Below are 18,929 nucleotides of genomic sequence, written 5' to 3' on the forward strand. Positions count from 1 at the left end.
ACTTTCACCCGCACCGCGCTCGGCCCTGGCTGGCCGAGCGCGCACCATGGAGCTGGACATGACATTCTCACCCGCCAACCACAAGCGTCTCGAGGCTTTCTGGCAATACTGCCTCACCCACCAGTACTTCAATGTCGGCTACCCCGAGTCAGCCGACTTCGACTACAGCCTGCTGCACCGTTTCATGCGCTTTTCCATCAACAACTGCGGCGACTGGAACGAGCCCAGCAACTACCTGCTCAACTCCTTCGACTTCGAGCGCGAGGTGATGCGCTACTTCGCCGAGCTGTTCCACATCCCGTTCGAGGACAGCTGGGGCTACGTCACCAACGGCGGCACCGAAGGCAACATGTTCGGCTGCTACCTGGCCCGCGAGCTGTTTCCCGATGCCACCCTCTACTACTCGAAGGACACTCACTACTCGGTGGCCAAGATCGTCCGCCTGCTGCGCATCAAGGCCCAGGTGGTTGAGTCCCAGGCCAACGGCGAGATGGACTACGACGACCTGGTCGCGCGGATCGCCGCCGACGGCGAGCGCCACCCGATCATCTTTGCCAATATCGGCACCACCCTGCGCGGCGCCACCGACAATATCGCCACCATCCAGCAACGCCTGGCCCGGGCCGGCATCCGCCGCGAGGACTACTACCTGCATGCCGACGCGGCCCTGAGCGGCATGATCCTGCCCTTCGTCGACGCCCCCGAGCCCTACTCATTCGCCGACGGCATCGACTCGATCTGCGTCTCCGGGCACAAGATGATCGGCTCGCCGATGCCCTGCGGCATCGTCGTGGCGCGGCGTGGCAACGTCGAGCGCATCTCGGTGGAAATCGACTACATCAGCGCCCGCGACCAGACCATCAGCGGCTCGCGCAATGGTCACACGCCACTGCTGATGTGGGCCGCCCTGTGCAGCCGGTCGCGGGAGGACTGGCGCGCACGCATCCAGCGCTGCCTGGATCTGGCCCAGCACGCGGTGGACCGGCTGCGGGCGGCCGGCATCGAGGCCTGGCGCAACCCCAACTCGATCACCGTGGTGTTCCCCTGCCCCTCGGCCAGCGTGTGGAAACGCCATTGCCTGGCCACCTCGGGCGACACCGCGCACCTGATCACCACTGCCCACCATCAGGACAGCGCACAGATCGACGCCCTGCTCGACGAGGTGATCGCTGACCTCAAGGCTCGCACCCGATACCCGCTGCAGGCGCCACTGGTGGATGGCCTGGGCAGTCGTACCCGAGTCTACAGCACGACAGGACTACCCCGGCCGGAGCCGCTGCCGGGCCATGCCAGACCCTCGCGCGACAGCGGCCTTGCCCGCCTCAAGGACAGCGATATCTGAACGCCTGGTCATCTTTACAACCATTTACATGTAAGCCTTTTCTTACGGCGCACTGCTCCGGGACCTTGCGTGCCGAAAAACAGGGGGCGGGCCTGCCCGCCGCCTCGGCACCGTGGCGGGGCACCGCGTTGCAGACGCCGGTCGCCCCCCGTTTGACGGCCCATGGCGTGGCTCTATAGTCCGTTTCCTGGCAGCGGCAAGGATTTCCGCTGGCCTTGGACAAGAACCCGCCATGTACAGGAGTCGTATGATGGCCATGCTCACGGATGACGCACCCTCGCCTCACCCTCTACACACATCACCCAGCCGCGCCGACCTGCGACGACATCCCCGTCACTGACCCCTGCACCCACCCCGCCACGTGCTTGTGACCCGCCTTGGGCGGTCACTGCATTCGTTCGCCTTCAATAAAGACAAAAGGTGCGTCATGACTGCGACCCGTTCGCCGCAAACGGCCGTTACGCCGTTGCCGGAAACCGAATCACTGCGTTATCGCCCGGCCAGCCCCGCCGATATCGAAGCCCTCGCCGCGCTGTTCCAGCAGGTGTATGGGCAGACCACCCACCCCTGCCAGAACCCGGGCTATATCCGCCACTCCATGGGCAGTGGGCAACAACAGTGGTTCGTTGCCGAGGCCCAGGGCCAGCTGCTCGGTTGCTGCTGCATCGCCCGTCGCCCCTGGAACCGCTCGTGGGAAGTCTGCCACGGGGTCATCCACCCCGATGCGCGCAGGACCGGCGCCATCTCCAGCCTGATCCGCCTGGGCTTCGAGACCCACCGGCCCGAGCCCGTGGAACTGGGCTTCTACATCACCCGCAACATCGCAAGCCACAGCGTCATGAACAAGATCCGCCCGGCCGTGCTGGTGGGGCATGACGGCGGCCCGGACACGGTCGACGGCCTGCGCGAATATCACCTGACCGCCATCCAGCCGGTGCTCCAGGCCGGTTTTGTCCATGTTGCGCCCTGGTACGTGACCACCCGCGCCGCCGACTTCGTCCGCCGCCTGCTCTACCCCGCCCTTCGGCTCGGCGTCACCCCCGGCAGCTACCCGGAGACCTTCCTGAGCGGCCCCACCGGCGCCGAACGCCATGGCCAGCTCAGCTACACCCACGATCCCAAGGCCCGCGCGCTGATGCTGTCGGGCCAGTGCGGTTGCTACCTGTCAAGCCAAGCCGTGCTGGCGGAACTGGGCGCACTGCTGCGCCAACATGCGCAGGCCGAGTACGTCAGCCTGGTGATCCTGGCCGACAAGCTGGAACTGCTGGCCAGCCTGCGCCGCCTGGGTTTTGCCATCACCGCCTACCTGCCGGCCTGGCACCTGGAGAACGGCACGCGCTACGACTGCATCCAACTGGTGTTCCAGGACTTCGACGTGGCGCCGCGCAGCCACGGCTTCGACGACGACATCGCCCGCTTCGACCTGGCCTACGCGCACCTGGCCAACAACCTCTGCAGCCTTCCCGCGGCCCCGGCTTCCCGGGCCGCCAGCTAACCGATCGGAGTTTTTGCAAGTGACCAAGGACCAATGGCTTAGTGTAAGAAAACAGATCCCCGACGGCGCCCGGGAACCCTGGACCGTGATGCTTTGGGTCGCCGACCTGGCGTTGTTGGCGGTGGCCTGGAATCTCTGGCTCGCCGACTCCACCGCCCTGCAGTTGCTGGGCCTGGCGCTGGCCGGCCTGGCCACCGTGCAGCTCTACCTGATCATGCACGAGGCGACCCACGGCGCCGCCTCGGCCAACCGCCGGCTCAACGACTTCATCGGCCACTGCGACGGCTGGCTGATCGCCCTACCGTTCCTGGTCCGCCGGCGCTTCCACATGGCCCACCACACCTGGACCGCGCACCCGGTGAACGACCCGGAGAACCGCGGCATGATCGAGCGCTTCTCGGTGATGACGAAAAAACAGGAGCGCACCCTGGAGTTCGTCTGGAAGCACTGGATCCCGATGATCGCCGCCAACCATTTCCTGCTCAACTGGCGCGCGCCATTCATTGCCCGGGCCAAGGGCGACAGTTCGCCGAGGATTCTCAAGGAGATCCGCTTCGCCCGCCTGTACCTGGCCGGTTATCTGGCGGCGGCGGTGCTGGCCTGGAGCCTGGGGCACCTGCTGGACCTGGTGCTGTTCTACGGGATCACCTGGGTATTCCTGTTCTTCATGGTCGAGCTGCTCAACCTGCCTCACCATGCCGAGGCGCCGTTGCTTGCGCGGGACGCCGACCGCCTGCAGTTCTGGGAGCAGGACGGGGTGTCCCACGACTGCAAGGACCTGCCGCTGTGGTCGCGCTATGTGATCCTCAACTTCAACCTGCACATCGTCCACCACGCCTTCCCCTCGGTGCCGTGGTACCGGTTGGCCCAGGTGCAGAAGCTGCTGAGCGAACATGAGGTCGGCCATGCGCCGTCGCAGACCCATGAGTGGGAGTTCGCGGTGAAGAACCGGCGGCGGCCGTTGTTGCAGCTGATGGGGCATTTCTTCGATCAGCGGGGTTGAGCTGCCCCTCCGGGTCAGTACAGGTATTCGTGGGAGCGGGCTTGCCGCGCGATAGCGTCAGTTCACTAATGACGCCATCGCGGGGCAAGCCCGCTCCCACAGGTGCCATGCTCAGTTCGAAAAATGTCGATTGGGCACATACCGCAACCCCAGATTCTCCCGCGATGTGCGCCCCTCGTACTCACGCCGGAACAACCCCAGCCGCTGCAACTCGGGCATCACCTGCCCGACAAAATCAATCAGCCCACCCGGCAGGTGGGTGAACAGCAGGTTGAAGCCATCCGCCGCCCCTTCCTCGAACCAGCAGGCCATCTCCTCGACGATCTGCCCCGGCGTGCCCACCAACAGCCGGTGCCCGCCCGCGCCAAGCCTGGCCAGTAACTGCCTGGCCGTTGGCCGTTCGCGGCGGATCAGGTCAACCACCAGTTGCTGGCGGCTCTGGTGCCGCTCGGTCAGCGGCAACGGCTCCGGCAGCACTACCGGGGCATCCGCCGGCAACTGCTCCAGGTCGATGCCGATGTCCAGCAGGAACGACGCGTGGGGCATTCAACGGGCCACGCCCCCGAAAATGCGGCACCGACAATCCTCGGGAAGCGATGCAGGGGTATCTGGACTGGGAGTTTGGGCTCGTGGACCAGTTGGGGCGTGACGGGACCCATGGGTTCTTTGTGATCTGAAGAAAATACACCCGACTATCGGCCCTGTGCTGTCACGCAGAGAACCATGATTGCGCGGCTAGCGCGCACCCTGTAGGAGCAACTGTCTTGCTCAACTGCTAAAGCTAGCGCGATCCCTGTGGGAGCGGCCTTGCGTCGCGAAAGGGGCGCGTAGCGGTCCCAGGTTCTGAGCCACCATCGAGATCGCCGGAGCTGCTGCGCAGCCCTTTCGCGACGCAAGGCCGCTCCCACAGGAGGACAGTTCCCTGCGCGACAGCGTAGCCCGAAGGGCTTGGCGATCTCTTACAGTTCCCTGCTAAACCCATCAGTTAGGTGCCACTCAACCAAGCCCACCAAACCGCCGATAGTAACTCTCGTTGGCATCCGGCAACGGCCCGTCCGCCGTTTCCAGCGCGCTGGCCAGATACTCCTCCGCCCTGCCCTGCACCAGCCGGTACAGGTTGCGGCACAGCTGCCGCGCCGCGCGCCCTTCCCAATCCCCCGGCAACAACTCGTCCGGCAACTGCGGGTCACGCAACAACAGGCGGCGGTATTCGTGGATCAGCAGCGTGCGCGCCAGGAAACAATCCTGCGGGCTCGCCGCCTCGAGGTCCTTCATGGCCTGCCACAGCGGGCGGAACAGGCGGATGAACTCACTGTAGTGCTGACCCAGCTCCTCGATGTTCCAGCTTTCCCGCACCTGGGCGCGCAGGGCCTTGGAGGCCAGCACTTCCTGGGCGAGGGTTTCGAAGACGATGCAGTCGTCCTCGACGTCCTGCTCGCGCAGGGTCGCGGCGAGGTCGGCGCGGTCGGTACGCGGGCAGCCCAGCAGGTTCGCACCCATGGCGCCGAAGCCCTGCCATTCGAGTTCTTCGCGCACGGCCTTGCGCTTGCCGGCGTCGAGCTGCGACAGCAGCACCAGGGTCCAGGCGCCGTTCCAGGCCGGCAGGCTGGCGCTGTAGACGCGCTTGAAGGCTTTCTCGAAACGCCGCCGGCCGGTGCCGGTAAGGCTGTAGTAGCTGCGCCGGCCGACCTTCTCGGCGGTCAGCCAGCCTTCCTTGGTCAGGCGGAAGATCGAGGTACGGATCAGCCGCTCGTTGATGCCCATCGGCTCCAGCAGGTTGATCAGGCTGCCCAGCCAGACCGTGCCGCCATGGGGTTCGATGGCATCGCCATACAGGGTGATGATCAGGGAGCTTGCGCGGATCGGCGTCTGCTCCTGGAAACGGGTGATCAGGTGGTTCAGGGGGGCAAGGCTGCTCATGGGGGAACGAGGCGCGGCTAAAGCCTCGACTATACCTGCCTGTCGCGACCGCGCAAGGCTCATGCGCCGCCCTCGGCCTTGGGCCGGAAGCCGGAGTCGCCCATGCGTGGGCGGTCAGCTTCGGGCGCAGTCAGTGGCGGGCACTCCACCAGCGCGGTCATGCAGCGCCGGGCCAGGCTGTGGTATTCGGCGGTGCCGCGCTGCTTCCAGGCCAGTTCCTGGTCGCTGAGCGGGCGCTTGACCTCGGCTGGCGCGCCGACCACCAGGCTTTGCTCCGGGCAGGTGAACCCCGCCTTGACGAAGGCCGTGGCGGCGACGATGCAGCGTGGGGCGATATGCGCGCCGTCCATGACCACCGCGTTCATGCCGACCAGGGCGTCCTCGCCTATCCGACAGCCGTGCAGCACGGCGCCATGGCCGATATGGCCGTTGCGCTCGACCACCGTGTCGCCGCTGGGGAAGCCGTGCATCACGCAGGTGTCCTGCAGGTTCGCGCCCTCTTCCAAGACGATTCGTCCGAAATCGCCGCGCAGCGAAGCCAGGGGGCCGATGTAGCAGTTAGGGCCGACCAGCACGTCGCCGATCAGCACGGCGCTGGGGTGTACGTAGGCGCTGGGGTGAACCACTGGGGTCAGGCCGTCGAGGCGATAGCAGGGCATGGGCTGGGCGCTCGATATGATTCAGAAGACATGGTGATCCTGTATCAGATCAAATCACTTAGTCAATGCCTTGCTGGTGTATCGCTTTCTTCACAAAGCGTCAGGACAGTGATGACCTAATCGCTAGGCAAGCCAGCTCCCACAAATGGTTACAATAGTGAGGCAGCGTGGGAGCGGGCTTGCCCCGCGATAGCGTCGCTCGCCTCAACTATAGATACGTAATTACAATTTCAATGTTGATTTTACGTATCACTTTGAACATATACTTGCCCCAGCACCGCGAACAATTCCAAGAAAAGCCGGCCCCAGCCGGCGCCGAACGTGCAGCCTGAGGTACCCCCATGCCAAGCAACCTCATCGTGCAGGCCCCGGCGGACGGCGTCCGCCTGATCACCCTGCACCGCCCGCAAGCCCTCAACGCCCTGAACACGGCGCTGCTGGAAGAACTGGCCGCAGAACTGGACGCCGCCGACCAGGACCCGCAGATCCGCGCCGTGGTCATCACCGGCAGCCGCAAGGCCTTCGCCGCCGGCGCCGATATCAACGAAATGGCCCAGCGCGACCTGGTCGGCATCCTCAATGACCCGCGCGTGGCCCACTGGCAGCGCATCGCCGGCTTTGGCAAACCGCTGATCGCCGCCGTCAATGGCTTCGCCCTCGGCGGTGGCTGCGAACTGGTGATGTGCGCCGACATCGTCATCGCCGGCAGCGACGCCCGTTTCGGCCAGCCGGAAATCAACCTCGGCATCATCCCCGGCGCCGGCGGCACCCAGCGCCTGCTGCGCGCCGTGGGCAAGCCGCTGGCCATGCAGATGGTCCTCGGCGGCGAAGCCATCGACGCCCGTCACGCCCTGCAGGCAGGCCTGGTCGGCGAAGTCACCCAGCCCGAACTCACCGTCGAGCGCGCCCTGCAGGTGGCCGCCGCCATCGCCGCCAAGGCACCGCTGGCGGTGCGCCTGGCCAAGGAGGCGCTGCTCAAGGCCCAGGACATGGACCTGGCCTGTGGCCTGCGCTTCGAACGCCACGCCTTCACCCTGCTGGCCGGCACCGCCGACCGCGACGAGGGTATCCGCGCCTTCCAGGCCAAACGCCCGGCCCGATTCCAAGGGCTGTAAGCCTTCCACCGACTGACGGAGCGAGCCAGTCATGTCCTTCCAGCACATCCTGTTTTCCATCGGCGACGACGGCGTCGCCCTGCTTTCGCTGAACCGGCCCGAGCAGCTCAACAGCTTCAACAGCGCCATGCACCTGGAAGTGCGCGAGGCGCTGAAGCAGGTGCGCCAGAGCGAAACCGCCCGGGTGCTGCTGCTGACCGGCGAAGGCCGTGGCTTCTGCGCAGGCCAGGACCTGGCCGACCGCAATGTCGCCCCCGGCGCCGAGCTGCCTGACCTGGGCCAGTCCATCGAGCAGTTCTACAACCCGCTGGTGCGCAGTCTGCGCGACCTGCCGCTGCCGGTGATCTGCGCGGTCAATGGCGTGGCCGCCGGCGCCGGCGCCAACCTGCCGCTGGCCTGCGACCTGGTGCTGGCGGCGCGCTCGGCAAGCTTCCTCCAGGCGTTCTGCAAGATCGGCCTGGTGCCGGACTCCGGTGGCACCTGGCTGCTGCCGCGCCTGGTCGGCATGGCCCGGGCCAAGGCGCTGGCCCTGCTCGGTGAGCGCCTGAGCGCCGAGCAGGCCGAGCAATGGGGGCTGATCCACCGGGTGGTGGACGATGCCGCGCTGCGCGACGAAGCGCTCAAGCTCGCCCGCCACCTGGCGACCCAGCCCACCTATGGCCTGGCCCTGATCAAGCGCGCCCTCAACCAGAGCTTCGACAACCGCTTCGACCAACAGCTGGAACTGGAGCGCGACCTGCAACGCCTGGCTGGGCGCAGCGAGGACTACCGCGAGGGCGTCGGCGCCTTCATGAACAAACGCACACCTGTGTTCAAGGGGCGCTGACCATGGCCGCACTCGACAACGACGCCCTGGTGGCAGTGATCGGCGCCGGCGCCATGGGGGCCGGTATCGCCCAGGTGGCGGCCCAGGCCGGCCACCCGGTACGCCTGTATGACAACCGTCCCGGCGCCGCCGCGCAGGCTATCGAGGGTATCGACCGGCAGCTCGGCCGGCTGGTGGAGAAAGGTAGGCTTACCCCTGACACCCGCCGTGCTATTCACGCTCGCCTGCAACCGATCGACAGCCTCGACGGCCTGGCCGATGCCCGCCTGGTGATCGAGGCCATCGTCGAAAGCCTGCCGATCAAGCAGGAGCTGCTACGCCAGCTTGAAGCCCGCTGCGCCGACGACTGCATCCTGGCCAGCAACACCTCGTCACTGTCGATCACCAGCCTTGCCGCCGGGCTCCGGCACCCGCAACGGGTGATCGGCATGCATTTCTTCAACCCGGCACCGCTGATGGCGCTGGTGGAGGTCGTGTCCGGACTGGCCACGGCGCCGACATTGGCGAGCACCCTGTACGACACCGCCCGCAACTGGGGCAAGCAACCGGCGCACACCCGTTCGACGCCGGGCTTTATCGTCAACCGCGTGGCTCGGCCCTTCTACGCCGAAAGCCTGCGCCTGCTGCAAGAAGGCGCCGCCGACTGCGCCACCCTTGATGCCCTGCTGCGCGACGCCGGAGGCTTTCGCATGGGCGCCTTCGAGCTGACCGACCTGATCGGCCATGACGTCAACTACGCGGTGACCTGCTCGGTGTTCGAGGCGTTCTATGGCGACTTCCGCTTCCAGCCATCGCTGGTGCAAAAAGAGCTGGTCGACGCCGGGCGCCTCGGGCGCAAGACCGGCCAGGGCTTCTATAGCTACGCTGAAGGCGCCGAGCGGCCAGCGCCTGCGGCACTCACCAGCCAGGCGCCTGTCGAGCGCTGCACGGTGGAAGGTGACCTCGGTGTCCTGCGGCCCCTGGTCGAGCGTCTGCGCGCCAAGGGTATCGACGTCACCGAGCGCGCTGGCAGCGGCCTGCTGCGGGTGAGAGACGCCACCCTGGCGCTGTCCGATGGCCGCCTGGCCAGCCAGCGCGCCCGCGAGGACGGTTTGCGCAACCTGGTGCTGCTGGACCTGGCCCTGGACTACACCAGCGCCACGCGCCTGGCCATCAGTCACGGCGCCGAGTGCAGTGCCGAGGCCCTGGACCAGGCCGTTGCCCTGCTCGCCCGGGCCGGCTTGAGCGCCTGCCCGGTGGCCGACCTGCCCGGCCTGGTGGTGCTGCGCACCGTGGCCATGCTCGCCAACGAAGCCGCTGACGCCGTGCTGCAAGGCGTCGGCACGCCCGGCGACATCGACCTGGCCATGCGCGCCGGGGTCAACTACCCGCGCGGCCCGCTGGCCTGGGCCGACGACCTGGGGGTCGGCTACACCCTGAACGTGCTCGACAACCTGCAACGCAGCTACGGCGAGGAACGTTATCGCCCGTCCCTGCTGCTGCGCCGCACCCACGCCGAAGGAGGCCGCCTGCATGGCTGAACAATCCGCACACACCCTGGCCCGCGCCTGCGCCCAGGCCATGTTCGCCCGCGACGCCGCCAGCCAGGGCCTGGGCATCGAACTGCTCGACGCCGGCCCAGGCAGCGCCCGGCTGGGCATGCGCGTGCGCGCCGACATGCTCCAGGGCCACGGCACCTGCCACGGCGGCTACCTGTTCGCCCTGGCCGACTCGGCCTTCGCTTTTGCCTGCAACAGCTACGATGAAGCGGCCGTGGCCCTGGGTTGCAGCATCGACTATGTGGCGCCGGCACGCCTGGGCGATCAGTTGCTGGCCACCGCCAGCGAGCAGAGCCGCAAGGGCCGTACCGGCAACTACGACGTGCGCATCGAGAACCAGCAGGGCGAGCTGATCGCCCTGTTCCACGGCAAATCCTACAAAGTGCGCGGCACCGTGCTGTCGCCGGAGACCTCCCATGACTGACGCCACCCTGCCCCACGCGCTGATCATCGATGCCGTGCGCACGCCCATCGGCCGCTATGGCGGCGCCCTGTCCAGCGTGCGCCCCGATGACCTTGCCGCAGTGCCGATCAAGGCGCTGATGGCGCGCCATCCCGATTTGGACTGGGCGGCCGTGGACGATGTCATCCTTGGCTGCGCCAACCAGGCCGGCGAAGACAACCGCAACGTCGCGCGCATGGCCGGCCTGCTGGCCGGGCTGCCGATCGAGGTGCCCGGCACCACCCTCAACCGTCTGTGCGGCTCGGGCCTGGACGCCATCGGCAACGCCGCCCGCGCCCTGCGCTGCGGCGAGGCCGGGCTGATGCTGGCCGGCGGCGTCGAATCGATGTCGCGGGCGCCCTTCGTCATGGGCAAGTCGGAACAGGCCTTCGGCCGCAGCGCGCAGCTGTTCGACACCACCATCGGCTGGCGCTTCGTCAATCCGCTGATGCAGGCGCACTACGGTATCGACTCGATGCCCGAGACCGCCGAGAACGTCGCCGAGCGCTTCGCCATCTCCCGCGAGGACCAGGACGCCTTCGCCCTGCGCAGCCAGCTCAAGGCCGCCGCCGCCCAGGCCAATGGCCGCCTGGCCCGGGAGATCGTCGCGGTGCAGATCCCCCAGCGCAAAGGCCCGGCCAAGCGTATCGAGCAGGACGAACATCCACGGGGCGACACCACCCTTGAGCAACTGGCGCGCCTGGGCACGCCGTTTCGCGAGGGCGGCAGCGTCACCGCCGGCAATGCCTCGGGGGTCAACGACGGCGCCTGCGCCCTGCTCCTGGCCAGCCCCGCGGCAGCCCGGCGACATGGCCTCAAGGCTCGCGGCCGGGTGCTTGGCCTCGCGGCGGCGGGCGTCGAGCCGCGACTCATGGGCATCGGCCCGGTGCCAGCCACCCGCAAGGTACTGGAACTGACCGGCCTGTCCCTGGCCGACATGGACGTGATCGAACTCAACGAAGCCTTCGCCGCCCAGGGCCTGGCCGTGCTGCGCGAGCTGGGCCTGGCCGACGACGATCCCCGGGTCAACCCCAACGGCGGCGCCATCGCCCTGGGCCACCCGCTGGGCATGAGCGGCGCACGGCTGGTCACCACCGCCCTGCACCAGTTGGAACAGACCGGCGGGCGTTACGCCCTGTGCACCATGTGCATCGGCGTCGGCCAGGGCATCGCCCTGGTGCTCGAACGCCTCTGATCAGCCGCCAGAGACGCCACGCGACGCGGGCAGTATGCTGCCTGCCATGACACTCAGGGCTTCGGCCCACGACAAGAACAACTCGAGTGAAACCATGAACCTCTACCACGATGCCGACCGCGCCCTGCTCGACCCGATGGAAACCGCCAGCCTCGACGCGCTGCGCCAGCACCAGCTGGAGCGCCTGCGCTGGAGCCTGAACCACGCCTATGCCAACGTGCCGCTGTATCGCCAGCGCTTCGACGCCTGCGGCGCCCACCCCGATGACCTGAAGTCGCTGGACGACCTGGCGAAGTTCCCCTTCACCGGCAAGAACGACCTGCGCGACAACTACCCCTACGGCATGTTCGCCGTGCCCCAGGACCAGGTGGTGCGCCTGCACGCCTCCAGCGGCACCACCGGCAAGCCGACGGTGGTCGGCTACACCCAGAACGACATCGACACCTGGGCCAACGTGGTGGCGCGCTCGATCCGCGCCGCTGGCGGGCGTCGTGGCGACAAGGTGCATGTGTCCTATGGCTACGGCCTGTTCACCGGCGGCCTGGGCGCGCACTACGGCGCCGAGCGCCTGGGCTGCACGGTGATCCCCATGTCCGGCGGCCAGACCGAGAAGCAGGTGCAGCTGATCCGCGACTTCCAGCCGGACATCATCATGGTCACCCCTTCGTACATGCTCAACCTCGCCGACGAGATCGAGCGCCAGGGCATCGACCCGCACGACCTCAAGCTGCGCCTGGGCATCTTCGGCGCCGAACCCTGGACCGACGAACTGCGCCGCTCCATCGAGCAGCGCCTGGGCATCGACGCACTGGATATCTACGGACTATCGGAAATCATGGGCCCGGGCGTGGCCATGGAATGCCTCGAGACCAAGGATGGCCCGACCATCTGGGAGGACCACTTCTACCCCGAGATCATCGACCCGGTCAGCGGCGACGTGCTGCCGGACGGCCAGCTTGGCGAGCTGGTGTTCACCTCGTTGAGCAAGGAGGCATTGCCGATGGTGCGCTACCGCACCCGTGACCTGACCCGCCTGCTGCCCGGCACGGCGCGGCCGATGCGGCGCATTGGCAAGATCACCGGGCGCAGCGACGACATGCTGATCATCCGCGGGGTCAATGTGTTCCCCACGCAGATCGAGGAGCAGGTGCTCAAGATAAAACAGCTTTCAGAGCTTTATGAGATCCATCTGTATCGCAATGGCAACCTCGACAGCGTCGAGGTGCATGTGGAACTGCGCAGCGACAGCCAGTACCTCGACGAGGGCCAGCGCAAGCAGGTGGTGGGCGAGCTGGCGCGGCAGATCAAGACCTATATCGGTATCAGCACGCAGGTCCAGTTGCAGCCTTGCGGCACGCTGAAGCGTTCGGAGGGCAAGGCTTGTCATGTGTATGACAAGCGGTTGGCGGGCTGATCGATAGAGCTGACAGGCAAGCCCCGGTAGAGTCCGGGGCTTTTTTTTGCCTCGAGAAAGCTGGGGGCGCTTTGCGCCCCTTTCGCGACGCAAGGCCGCTCCTACAGGGGAACGCGAATCCCTGTAGGAGCGGCCTTGCGTCGCGAAAGGGCTGCGCAGCAGCCCCGGCATTCTAAAAGCGATACACAAATCTTATTTGATACATCAAATACTGTTTGATGTTGTGTTTTGTATCGCTTATAAATGACCCACGCCCCAAGCAGCCCACAACCGGGAGCCTGAACATGTACGCACAGCTCGTAGAAACCGGCGTCAAGCGCCTCAAGTCCCTGGAGGAGATGTCGCCCGAAGAGCGCGCCTTCCAGGAGAAGATCGACGCCGAGATCAAGATCGAAGCCAAGAACTGGATGCCCGAGGCCTACCGCCAGACCCTCATCCGCCAGATCTCCCAGCATGCCCACTCGGAAATCGTCGGCATGCTCCCGGAAGGCAACTGGGTCACCCGCGCCCCGTCGCTCAAGCGCAAGCTGCAGCTGATGGCCAAGATCCAGGACGAAGCCGGCCACGGCCTGTACCTGTACAGCGCCATGGAAACCCTCGGCGCCGACCGCGACGAAGAGATCGCCAAGCTGCACAGTGGCAAGGCCAAGTACTCGAGCATCTTCAACTACCCGACCCTGAGCTGGGCCGACATGGGCGCGGTGGGCTGGCTGGTGGACGGCGCGGCGATCGTCAACCAGGTGGTGCTGCAGCGCACCTCCTACGGCCCCTACTCCCGCGCCATGATCCGCATCTGCAAGGAAGAGAGCTTCCACCAGCGCCAGGGCTACGAGCTGCTGCTGACCATGATGCGCCACGGCACCCAGGCGCAGAAGGACATGGTCCAGGACGCCATCGACCGCCTGTGGTGGCCGGCGCTGATGATGTTCGGCCCCAGCGACGAGCATTCCCCCAACAGCGCCCAATCCATGGCCTGGAAGATCAAGCGCCAGACCAACGACGAACTGCGCCAGCGCTTCATCGACCAGACCGTGCCCCAGCTCGAACTGCTCGGCTGCACCGCGCCGGACCCCGCGCTCAAGTGGAACGAGGCCCGTGGCCACTACGACTTCGGCGAGATCCAGTGGGATGAGTTCTACGAAGTGATCAAGGGCAACGGCCCGTGCAACCAGGAACGCCTGGCCACCCGGCGCACCGCCATCGAAAGCGGTGCCTGGGTGCGCGAGGCCGCCGTGGCTTATGCCCGCAAGCAACAGAACAAGAACGCCGCCTGAAGCGGCGAATGATGCGGAGATACCCCCAATGTCTGTCTGGACCCTGTTCGAAGTCTTCGTGCGCAGCAAGCACGGCCTGAACCACAAGCACGTCGGCAGCGTGCACGCCGCCGACGCCGCCATGGCCATCGAGAATGCCCGCGAGCTGTACACCCGCCGCAGCGAGGGGGTGAGCCTGTGGGTAGTGCCCTCGGCGCTGATCACCGCCTCCTCTCCTGACGAGAAGGATCCGCTGTTCGCCCCGGCGGATGACAAGGTCTATCGCCACGCCAGCTTCTACGAGCTGCCGGCAGAAGTCGGACACATGTGAGGCGCGCCATGCACAAGCAAGCACTGATTCAATACCTGCTGCTGCTCGGCGACAGCGCCCTGGTCCAGGGCCAGCGCCTGTGCGAGTGGTGCGGCAAGGCCCCGGCGCTGGAGGAAGAACTGGCGCTGATGAACGTCGGCCTCGACCTGGTCGGCCAGGCGCGCAACTGGCTGGACTATGCCGCCGAACTGCAGGACGACGGCCGCGATGCCGACGCCCTGGCCTTCCGCCGCGACGAGCGCGCCTACCGCAACCTGCTGCTGGTCGAACAGCCCAACGGCGACTATGCCGTGACGATGCTCAAGCAATTCCTCTACGACGCCTGGCACCACGCCGTGCTTGACGGTCTGTGTGCCTCGAACGATGAGCGCATCGCCGGTATCGCCGCCAAGGCCCTGAAGGAGGTGACCTACCACCTGCGCCGCTCCGGCGAGTGGGTGCAGCGCCTGGGCGGCGGCACCGAAGAGAGCCGCCAGCGCATGCTCGAGGCCATCCCCGTGCTGTGGCGCTTCACCGTCGAGCTGACGGTCGCCAGCGACAGTGAAGTGCAACTGGCCCAGGCCGGCATCGCCGCCCACCCGGCGCAGGTCGCCCAGCGCTGGCACGCCACGGTGGAAACGATCTTCGCCTCGATCGAGCTGCCGCTGCCCAAAGCCGCCAGCCACTTCTACCTGGACGGGCGCAAGGGCCTGCACACCGAGCACCTGGGCCTGCTGCTGGCCGAGATGCAGTGCCTGCCGCGAGCCTACCCCGATGCGACCTGGTGAGCTGATCGCGGGTGACCGCGGCGCCCGCGCCCTGCGCGACGGCGACCTGGCCCAGGCCTGGGCGGTGCTGGTCGAGGTGATGGACCCGGAGGTACCGGTGGTCAGTGTGGTCGACTTAGGTGTCGTGCGCGACCTCGACTGGCGCGCCGGCCACTTGCACCTGGTGGTCACCCCGACCTACTCCGGCTGCCCGGCCACCGAGGTGATCGAGGCCGATATCCGCCAGGCGCTGGAGCAGGCCGGGTTCGCCGAGCCCGCGCTGGAGCGCAGCCTTACCCCGGCCTGGAGCACCGACTGGATCAGCGACCAGGGCCGCGAGCGCCTGCGCGCCTACGGCATCGCACCGCCCGTCGGCAGTGCCAGCCTGCGGGGGGCCTCGCCCACGGTGTGCTGCCCGCAATGCGCAAGTAGCGATACCGAACTGCTCAGCCAGTTCGGCTCCACCGCCTGCAAGGCCCTGTACCGCTGCCGTGCGTGCCTGGAGCCGTTCGACTATTTCAAATGCCTTTGAGCCGTGGAGAACGCCATGAGCCAGTTTCACAGCCTGACCGTCAAGCAAGTGCGCCAGGAGACCCGCGACGCGGTGTCCATCGCCTTCGACGTGCCCGCGCACCTGCACGATGAGTTTCGTTTCACCCAGGGCCAGTACCTGGTCATGCGCACCCGACTGGATGACGAAGAAGTGCGCCGCTCCTATTCGATCTGCAGCGCGGTGCAGGACGGCGAATTGCGCGTGGCGGTCAAACGCGTGCCGGGCGGTCGTTTCTCGGCCTTCGCCAACGAAGTGCTCAAGGCCGGCCAGCAGCTCGAGGTAATGCCGCCGTCGGGCAGCTTCTTCGTGCCGCTGGACCCGACGCGCCGAGGTCACTACCTGGGCGTGGCCGCCGGCAGCGGCATCACCCCGATCCTGTCGCTGGTCGCCACCACCCTGGCCTGCGAACCCCACAGCCGCTTCACCCTGCTGTACGGCAACCGCGCCAGCAACAGCGCGCTGTTCCGCGATCGCCTGGAAGACCTGAAGAACCAGTACCTCGACCGCCTCAACCTGATCTTCGTGTTCAGCCGCGAGCAGCAGGATGTCGACCTGTACAACGGCCGCATCGACGCCGACAAGTGCGGCCAGCTGTTCGCCCGCTGGCTCGACGTCAAATCACTCGATGCGGCATTCATCTGCGGCCCGCAGGCGATGACCGAGACCGTGCGCGACAGCCTGCAGGCCAATGGCCTGGCCAGGGAGCGCATCCACTTCGAGCTGTTCGCCGCCGCCGGTGCACAGGCCCGTCGCGAAGCCCGCGAGGCGGCGCGCCAGGTGGATTCGGCGGTCAGCCACGTCACCGTGATCAGCGACGGCCGCGCCCTGGCCTTCGACCTGCCGCGCAACACCCGCAGCGTGCTCGAGGCCGGCAACGCCATCGGCGCCGAGTTGCCCTGGTCGTGCAAGGCCGGGGTGTGCTCGACCTGCAAGTGCAAGGTGATCGAGGGCGAGGTGGAGATGGACAGCAACCATGCCCTGGAGGACTACGAAGTGGCGGCCGGGTATGTGCTGTCGTGCCAGACCTACCCGCTGAGCGACAAGGTGGTGCTCGATTTCGATCAGCTTTGAACCCCATCGCGGGGCAAGCCCGCTCCCACGAAGGCAGCTGAAACCCGTGGGAGCGGGCTTGCCCCGCGATCTCCCAAAGCAACACCCGCGTGACCTGAAAAAACAATTACAACAGCCAGAGAGAACGCCCCCATGACACCCGAACACCTCGAATCCATCAGCAAGCACCCCGCCTTCGTGCAACTGATCCAGCGCAAGCGCCGTCTCAACGGCTCGCTGACCCTGACCATGCTCGTCGCCTACTACGGTTTCGTCCTGCTGGTGGCCTTCGCCCCCGGCGTGCTCGGCCAGTCACTCAGCGGCGGGGTGACCAGCGTCGGCATGCTGGTGGGCGTGCTGATGGTGCTGCTGTCCTTCGCCCTCACCGGCATCTACATGCACCGCGCCAACCGCGTCATCGACCCGCTCAACGAGGTGGTCAAGCAGGAGTGCGCGCGATGAACTGGACCGCCATCTCGATGTTCCTGGTGTTCGTCGGCTTCACCCTGCTGGTGACCCGCTGGGCCGCCCTGCGCACCCGCTCGGCCAGCGACTTCTACACCGCCGGCGGCGGCCTGACCGGCATGCAGAACGGCCTGGCGATCGCCGGCGACATGATCAGCGCCGCCTCCTTCCTCGGCATCTCGGCGATGATGTTCATGAACGGCTACGACGGCCTGCTCTACGCCCTGGGCGTGCTGGCCGGCTGGCCGATCATCCTGTTCCTGATCGCCGAGCGCCTGCGCAACCTGGGCAAGTACACCTTCGCCGACGTGGTCTCCTACCGCCTGGCCCAGGCCCCGGTGCGCCTGACCTCGGCCTTCGGCACCCTGGCCGTGGCGCTGATGTACCTGGTGGCGCAGATGGTCGGCGCCGGCAAGCTGATCGAGCTGCTGTTCGGCATCAGCTACCTGTACGCGGTGATGCTGGTGGGCGTGCTGATGGTGCTGTACGTCACTTTCGGCGGCATGCTCGCCACCACCTGGGTGCAGATCATCAAGGCGGTGATGCTGCTGTCGGGCACCACCTTCATGGCCTTCATGGTGCTCAGGCACTTCGGCTTCAGCACCGAGGCGATGTTCGCCAGCGCCGTGGCCGTGCACGCCAAGGGCCAGGCGATCATGGCGCCGGGAGCGCTGTTGTCAAACCCGGTGGACGCCATCTCCCTGGGCCTGGGCATGATGTTCGGCACGGCCGGCCTGCCGCATATCCTCATGCGCTTCTTCACCGTCAGCGATGCCAAGGAAGCGCGCAAGAGCGTGTTCTACGCCACCGGCTTCATCGGCTACTTCTACCTGCTGCTGATCGTCATCGGCTTCGGCGCCATCGTCATGGTCGGCACCGAACCGTCCTACCGCGACGCCACCGGTGCGATCATCGGCGGCGGCAACATGGTCGCGGTGCACCTGGCCCAGGCCGTGGGCGGCAACCTGTTCCTCGGTTTCATCTCGGCGGTGGCCTTCGCCACCATCCTCGCCGTTGTGGCGGGCCTGGCGCTGTCCGGCGCCTCGGCGGTGTCCCACGACCTGTACGCCTGCGTGGTGCGCAAGGGCCAGGCCAGCGAGCAGGAAGAGATGCGCGTCTCGCGCCTGGCCACCCTGGGGATCGGCCTGTTCGCGGTGCTGCTGGGGTTGCTGTTCGAGTCGCAGAACATCGCCTTCCTTTCCGGCCTGGTGCTGGCGGTGGCCGCCTCGGTCAACTTCCCGGTGCTGCTGCTCTCGATGTTCTGGAAAGGCCTGACCACTCGCGGCGCGGTGGGCGGCAGCCTGGCCGGGCTGGTCTCGGCCATCGTCCTGGTGGTGCTGGGGCCGGCGGTGTGGGTCAACGTGCTGCACAACGAGCGGGCGCTGTTCCCCTATAGCAACCCGGCGCTGTTCTCCATGTCGCTGGCCTTCCTCGCCGCCTGGGCCTTCTCGGTCACCGACAGCTCAGAGCGGGCGCGCGAAGAACGTGGGCGCTACCTGGCCCAGTTCATTCGCTCGATGACCGGTATCGGCGCCGCCGGCGCCAGCAAGCACTGACCTCAAGAACAATAAAAATGTCGGGT

General features: G+C 66.8%; 18 protein-coding genes and 2 pseudogenes. 17 read left to right on the forward strand and 3 right to left on the reverse strand.

Annotated features, from left to right (window positions below; translation table 11 throughout):
• Window positions 1–58: 58 nt before the first annotated feature.
• From ACZ899_RS06210 to ACZ899_RS06220, 3 genes are all read left to right on the forward strand, one after another.
• On the forward strand, window positions 59–1,342 hold the full coding sequence (locus ACZ899_RS06210) for a histidine decarboxylase (RefSeq protein WP_326491851.1): 1,284 nt from the start codon (window positions 59–61) through the stop codon (window positions 1,340–1,342).
• A gap of 427 nt (window positions 1,343–1,769) precedes the next feature.
• Entirely contained in the window at window positions 1,770–2,837 is a 1,068-nt protein-coding gene (locus ACZ899_RS06215) for a GNAT family N-acetyltransferase (protein ID WP_234561651.1), read from the forward strand.
• A gap of 88 nt (window positions 2,838–2,925) precedes the next feature.
• Entirely contained in the window at window positions 2,926–3,840 is a 915-nt protein-coding gene (locus tag ACZ899_RS06220) for a fatty acid desaturase family protein (protein ID WP_234561682.1), read from the forward strand.
• Between the two features lie 111 nt (window positions 3,841–3,951).
• Here ACZ899_RS06220 and ACZ899_RS06225 read toward each other — a convergent pair whose 3' ends face one another.
• Entirely contained in the window at window positions 3,952–4,386 is a 435-nt protein-coding gene (locus ACZ899_RS06225) for an LLM class oxidoreductase (protein ID WP_442799987.1), read from the reverse strand.
• A gap of 26 nt (window positions 4,387–4,412) precedes the next feature.
• Here ACZ899_RS06225 and ACZ899_RS06230 point away from each other — a divergent pair.
• Window positions 4,413–4,517, forward strand: a pseudogene (locus tag ACZ899_RS06230) (hypothetical protein); the annotation flags it as partial.
• Between the two features lie 319 nt (window positions 4,518–4,836).
• On the opposite strand, the gene paaX reads toward ACZ899_RS06230, so the two are convergent.
• Both paaX and paaY read right to left on the reverse strand, forming a co-directional pair.
• Window positions 4,837–5,760 carry a phenylacetic acid degradation operon negative regulatory protein PaaX gene (gene paaX, locus ACZ899_RS06235; RefSeq protein ID WP_234561650.1) on the reverse strand — a complete coding sequence of 308 codons (924 nt, stop codon included), beginning with the start codon at window positions 5,758–5,760 and terminating at the stop codon, window positions 4,837–4,839.
• 59 nt (window positions 5,761–5,819) lie between these two features.
• Window positions 5,820–6,419 carry a phenylacetic acid degradation protein PaaY gene (gene paaY, locus ACZ899_RS06240; RefSeq protein ID WP_234561649.1) on the reverse strand — a complete coding sequence of 200 codons (600 nt, stop codon included), beginning with the start codon at window positions 6,417–6,419 and terminating at the stop codon, window positions 5,820–5,822.
• A gap of 341 nt (window positions 6,420–6,760) precedes the next feature.
• Between paaY and paaF the strand changes: the two genes are divergently transcribed.
• The 13 genes and pseudogenes from paaF to ACZ899_RS06305 all read left to right on the forward strand — a co-directional run.
• Window positions 6,761–7,534: a 2,3-dehydroadipyl-CoA hydratase PaaF gene (gene paaF, locus ACZ899_RS06245; RefSeq protein WP_203646643.1), complete on the forward strand. Its 774-nt coding sequence runs from the start codon at window positions 6,761–6,763 to the stop codon at window positions 7,532–7,534.
• A gap of 31 nt (window positions 7,535–7,565) precedes the next feature.
• Entirely contained in the window at window positions 7,566–8,360 is a 795-nt protein-coding gene (paaG, locus tag ACZ899_RS06250; protein ID WP_234561648.1) for a 2-(1,2-epoxy-1,2-dihydrophenyl)acetyl-CoA isomerase PaaG, read from the forward strand.
• A 2-nt stretch (window positions 8,361–8,362) separates the two neighbouring features.
• Window positions 8,363–9,880, forward strand: a complete 1,518-nt coding sequence (gene paaH / locus ACZ899_RS06255) for a 3-hydroxyacyl-CoA dehydrogenase PaaH (RefSeq protein WP_234561647.1) — start codon at window positions 8,363–8,365, stop codon at window positions 9,878–9,880.
• Window positions 9,873–10,322: a hydroxyphenylacetyl-CoA thioesterase PaaI gene (paaI, locus tag ACZ899_RS06260; protein ID WP_203646647.1), complete on the forward strand. Its 450-nt coding sequence runs from the start codon at window positions 9,873–9,875 to the stop codon at window positions 10,320–10,322. The genes paaH and paaI overlap by 8 nt, the downstream gene beginning before the upstream one ends.
• Window positions 10,315–11,535, forward strand: a complete 1,221-nt coding sequence (pcaF, locus tag ACZ899_RS06265; protein WP_326491850.1) for a 3-oxoadipyl-CoA thiolase — start codon at window positions 10,315–10,317, stop codon at window positions 11,533–11,535. The genes paaI and pcaF overlap by 8 nt, the downstream gene beginning before the upstream one ends.
• Window positions 11,536–11,629: 94 nt before the next feature.
• Window positions 11,630–12,949 carry a phenylacetate--CoA ligase PaaK gene (gene paaK / locus ACZ899_RS06270; protein ID WP_234561646.1) on the forward strand — a complete coding sequence of 440 codons (1,320 nt, stop codon included), beginning with the start codon at window positions 11,630–11,632 and terminating at the stop codon, window positions 12,947–12,949.
• Between the two features lie 284 nt (window positions 12,950–13,233).
• A complete protein-coding gene (gene paaA / locus ACZ899_RS06275; protein WP_234561645.1) occupies window positions 13,234–14,223 on the forward strand; it encodes a 1,2-phenylacetyl-CoA epoxidase subunit PaaA in 990 nt (329 codons plus the stop codon).
• A 28-nt stretch (window positions 14,224–14,251) separates the two neighbouring features.
• Window positions 14,252–14,533, forward strand: a complete 282-nt coding sequence (gene paaB, locus ACZ899_RS06280; RefSeq protein ID WP_011533969.1) for a 1,2-phenylacetyl-CoA epoxidase subunit PaaB — start codon at window positions 14,252–14,254, stop codon at window positions 14,531–14,533.
• An 8-nt stretch (window positions 14,534–14,541) separates the two neighbouring features.
• Window positions 14,542–15,300, forward strand: a complete 759-nt coding sequence (gene paaC, locus ACZ899_RS06285) for a 1,2-phenylacetyl-CoA epoxidase subunit PaaC (protein WP_203646653.1) — start codon at window positions 14,542–14,544, stop codon at window positions 15,298–15,300.
• Entirely contained in the window at window positions 15,287–15,811 is a 525-nt protein-coding gene (gene paaD, locus ACZ899_RS06290) for a 1,2-phenylacetyl-CoA epoxidase subunit PaaD (RefSeq protein WP_234561644.1), read from the forward strand. The genes paaC and paaD overlap by 14 nt, the downstream gene beginning before the upstream one ends.
• Before the next feature lie 15 nt (window positions 15,812–15,826).
• Complete coding sequence (gene paaE, locus ACZ899_RS06295; protein WP_234561643.1) at window positions 15,827–16,903, forward strand: 1,2-phenylacetyl-CoA epoxidase subunit PaaE; 1,077 nt, start codon at window positions 15,827–15,829, stop codon at window positions 16,901–16,903.
• A gap of 132 nt (window positions 16,904–17,035) precedes the next feature.
• Window positions 17,036–17,344, forward strand: coding sequence for a DUF485 domain-containing protein (locus ACZ899_RS06300; RefSeq protein ID WP_234561642.1), 309 nt, complete (start codon window positions 17,036–17,038; stop codon window positions 17,342–17,344).
• Window positions 17,335–18,903: pseudogene (locus tag ACZ899_RS06305) on the forward strand (cation acetate symporter); the annotation flags it as partial. The gene ACZ899_RS06300 and the pseudogene ACZ899_RS06305, both read left to right, overlap by 10 nt.
• Window positions 18,904–18,929 lie beyond the last annotated feature (26 nt).

The organism is Pseudomonas sp. TE31087, assembly GCF_057284075.1.

Coding starts and splice junctions, on each gene's coding strand:
- ACZ899_RS06210 (WP_326491851.1), top strand. CDS start 59: ATGACATTCTCACCCGCCAACCACAAGCGTCTCGAGGCTTTCTGGCAA.
- ACZ899_RS06215 (WP_234561651.1), top strand. CDS start 1,770: ATGACTGCGACCCGTTCGCCGCAAACGGCCGTTACGCCGTTGCCGGAA.
- ACZ899_RS06220 (WP_234561682.1), top strand. CDS start 2,926: ATGCTTTGGGTCGCCGACCTGGCGTTGTTGGCGGTGGCCTGGAATCTC.
- ACZ899_RS06225 (WP_442799987.1), bottom strand. CDS start 4,386: ATGCCCCACGCGTCGTTCCTGCTGGACATCGGCATCGACCTGGAGCAG.
- paaX (WP_234561650.1), bottom strand. CDS start 5,760: ATGAGCAGCCTTGCCCCCCTGAACCACCTGATCACCCGTTTCCAGGAG.
- paaY (WP_234561649.1), bottom strand. CDS start 6,419: ATGCCCTGCTATCGCCTCGACGGCCTGACCCCAGTGGTTCACCCCAGC.
- paaF (WP_203646643.1), top strand. CDS start 6,761: ATGCCAAGCAACCTCATCGTGCAGGCCCCGGCGGACGGCGTCCGCCTG.
- paaG (WP_234561648.1), top strand. CDS start 7,566: ATGTCCTTCCAGCACATCCTGTTTTCCATCGGCGACGACGGCGTCGCC.
- paaH (WP_234561647.1), top strand. CDS start 8,363: ATGGCCGCACTCGACAACGACGCCCTGGTGGCAGTGATCGGCGCCGGC.
- paaI (WP_203646647.1), top strand. CDS start 9,873: ATGGCTGAACAATCCGCACACACCCTGGCCCGCGCCTGCGCCCAGGCC.
- pcaF (WP_326491850.1), top strand. CDS start 10,315: ATGACTGACGCCACCCTGCCCCACGCGCTGATCATCGATGCCGTGCGC.
- paaK (WP_234561646.1), top strand. CDS start 11,630: ATGAACCTCTACCACGATGCCGACCGCGCCCTGCTCGACCCGATGGAA.
- paaA (WP_234561645.1), top strand. CDS start 13,234: ATGTACGCACAGCTCGTAGAAACCGGCGTCAAGCGCCTCAAGTCCCTG.
- paaB (WP_011533969.1), top strand. CDS start 14,252: ATGTCTGTCTGGACCCTGTTCGAAGTCTTCGTGCGCAGCAAGCACGGC.
- paaC (WP_203646653.1), top strand. CDS start 14,542: ATGCACAAGCAAGCACTGATTCAATACCTGCTGCTGCTCGGCGACAGC.
- paaD (WP_234561644.1), top strand. CDS start 15,287: ATGCGACCTGGTGAGCTGATCGCGGGTGACCGCGGCGCCCGCGCCCTG.
- paaE (WP_234561643.1), top strand. CDS start 15,827: ATGAGCCAGTTTCACAGCCTGACCGTCAAGCAAGTGCGCCAGGAGACC.
- ACZ899_RS06300 (WP_234561642.1), top strand. CDS start 17,036: ATGACACCCGAACACCTCGAATCCATCAGCAAGCACCCCGCCTTCGTG.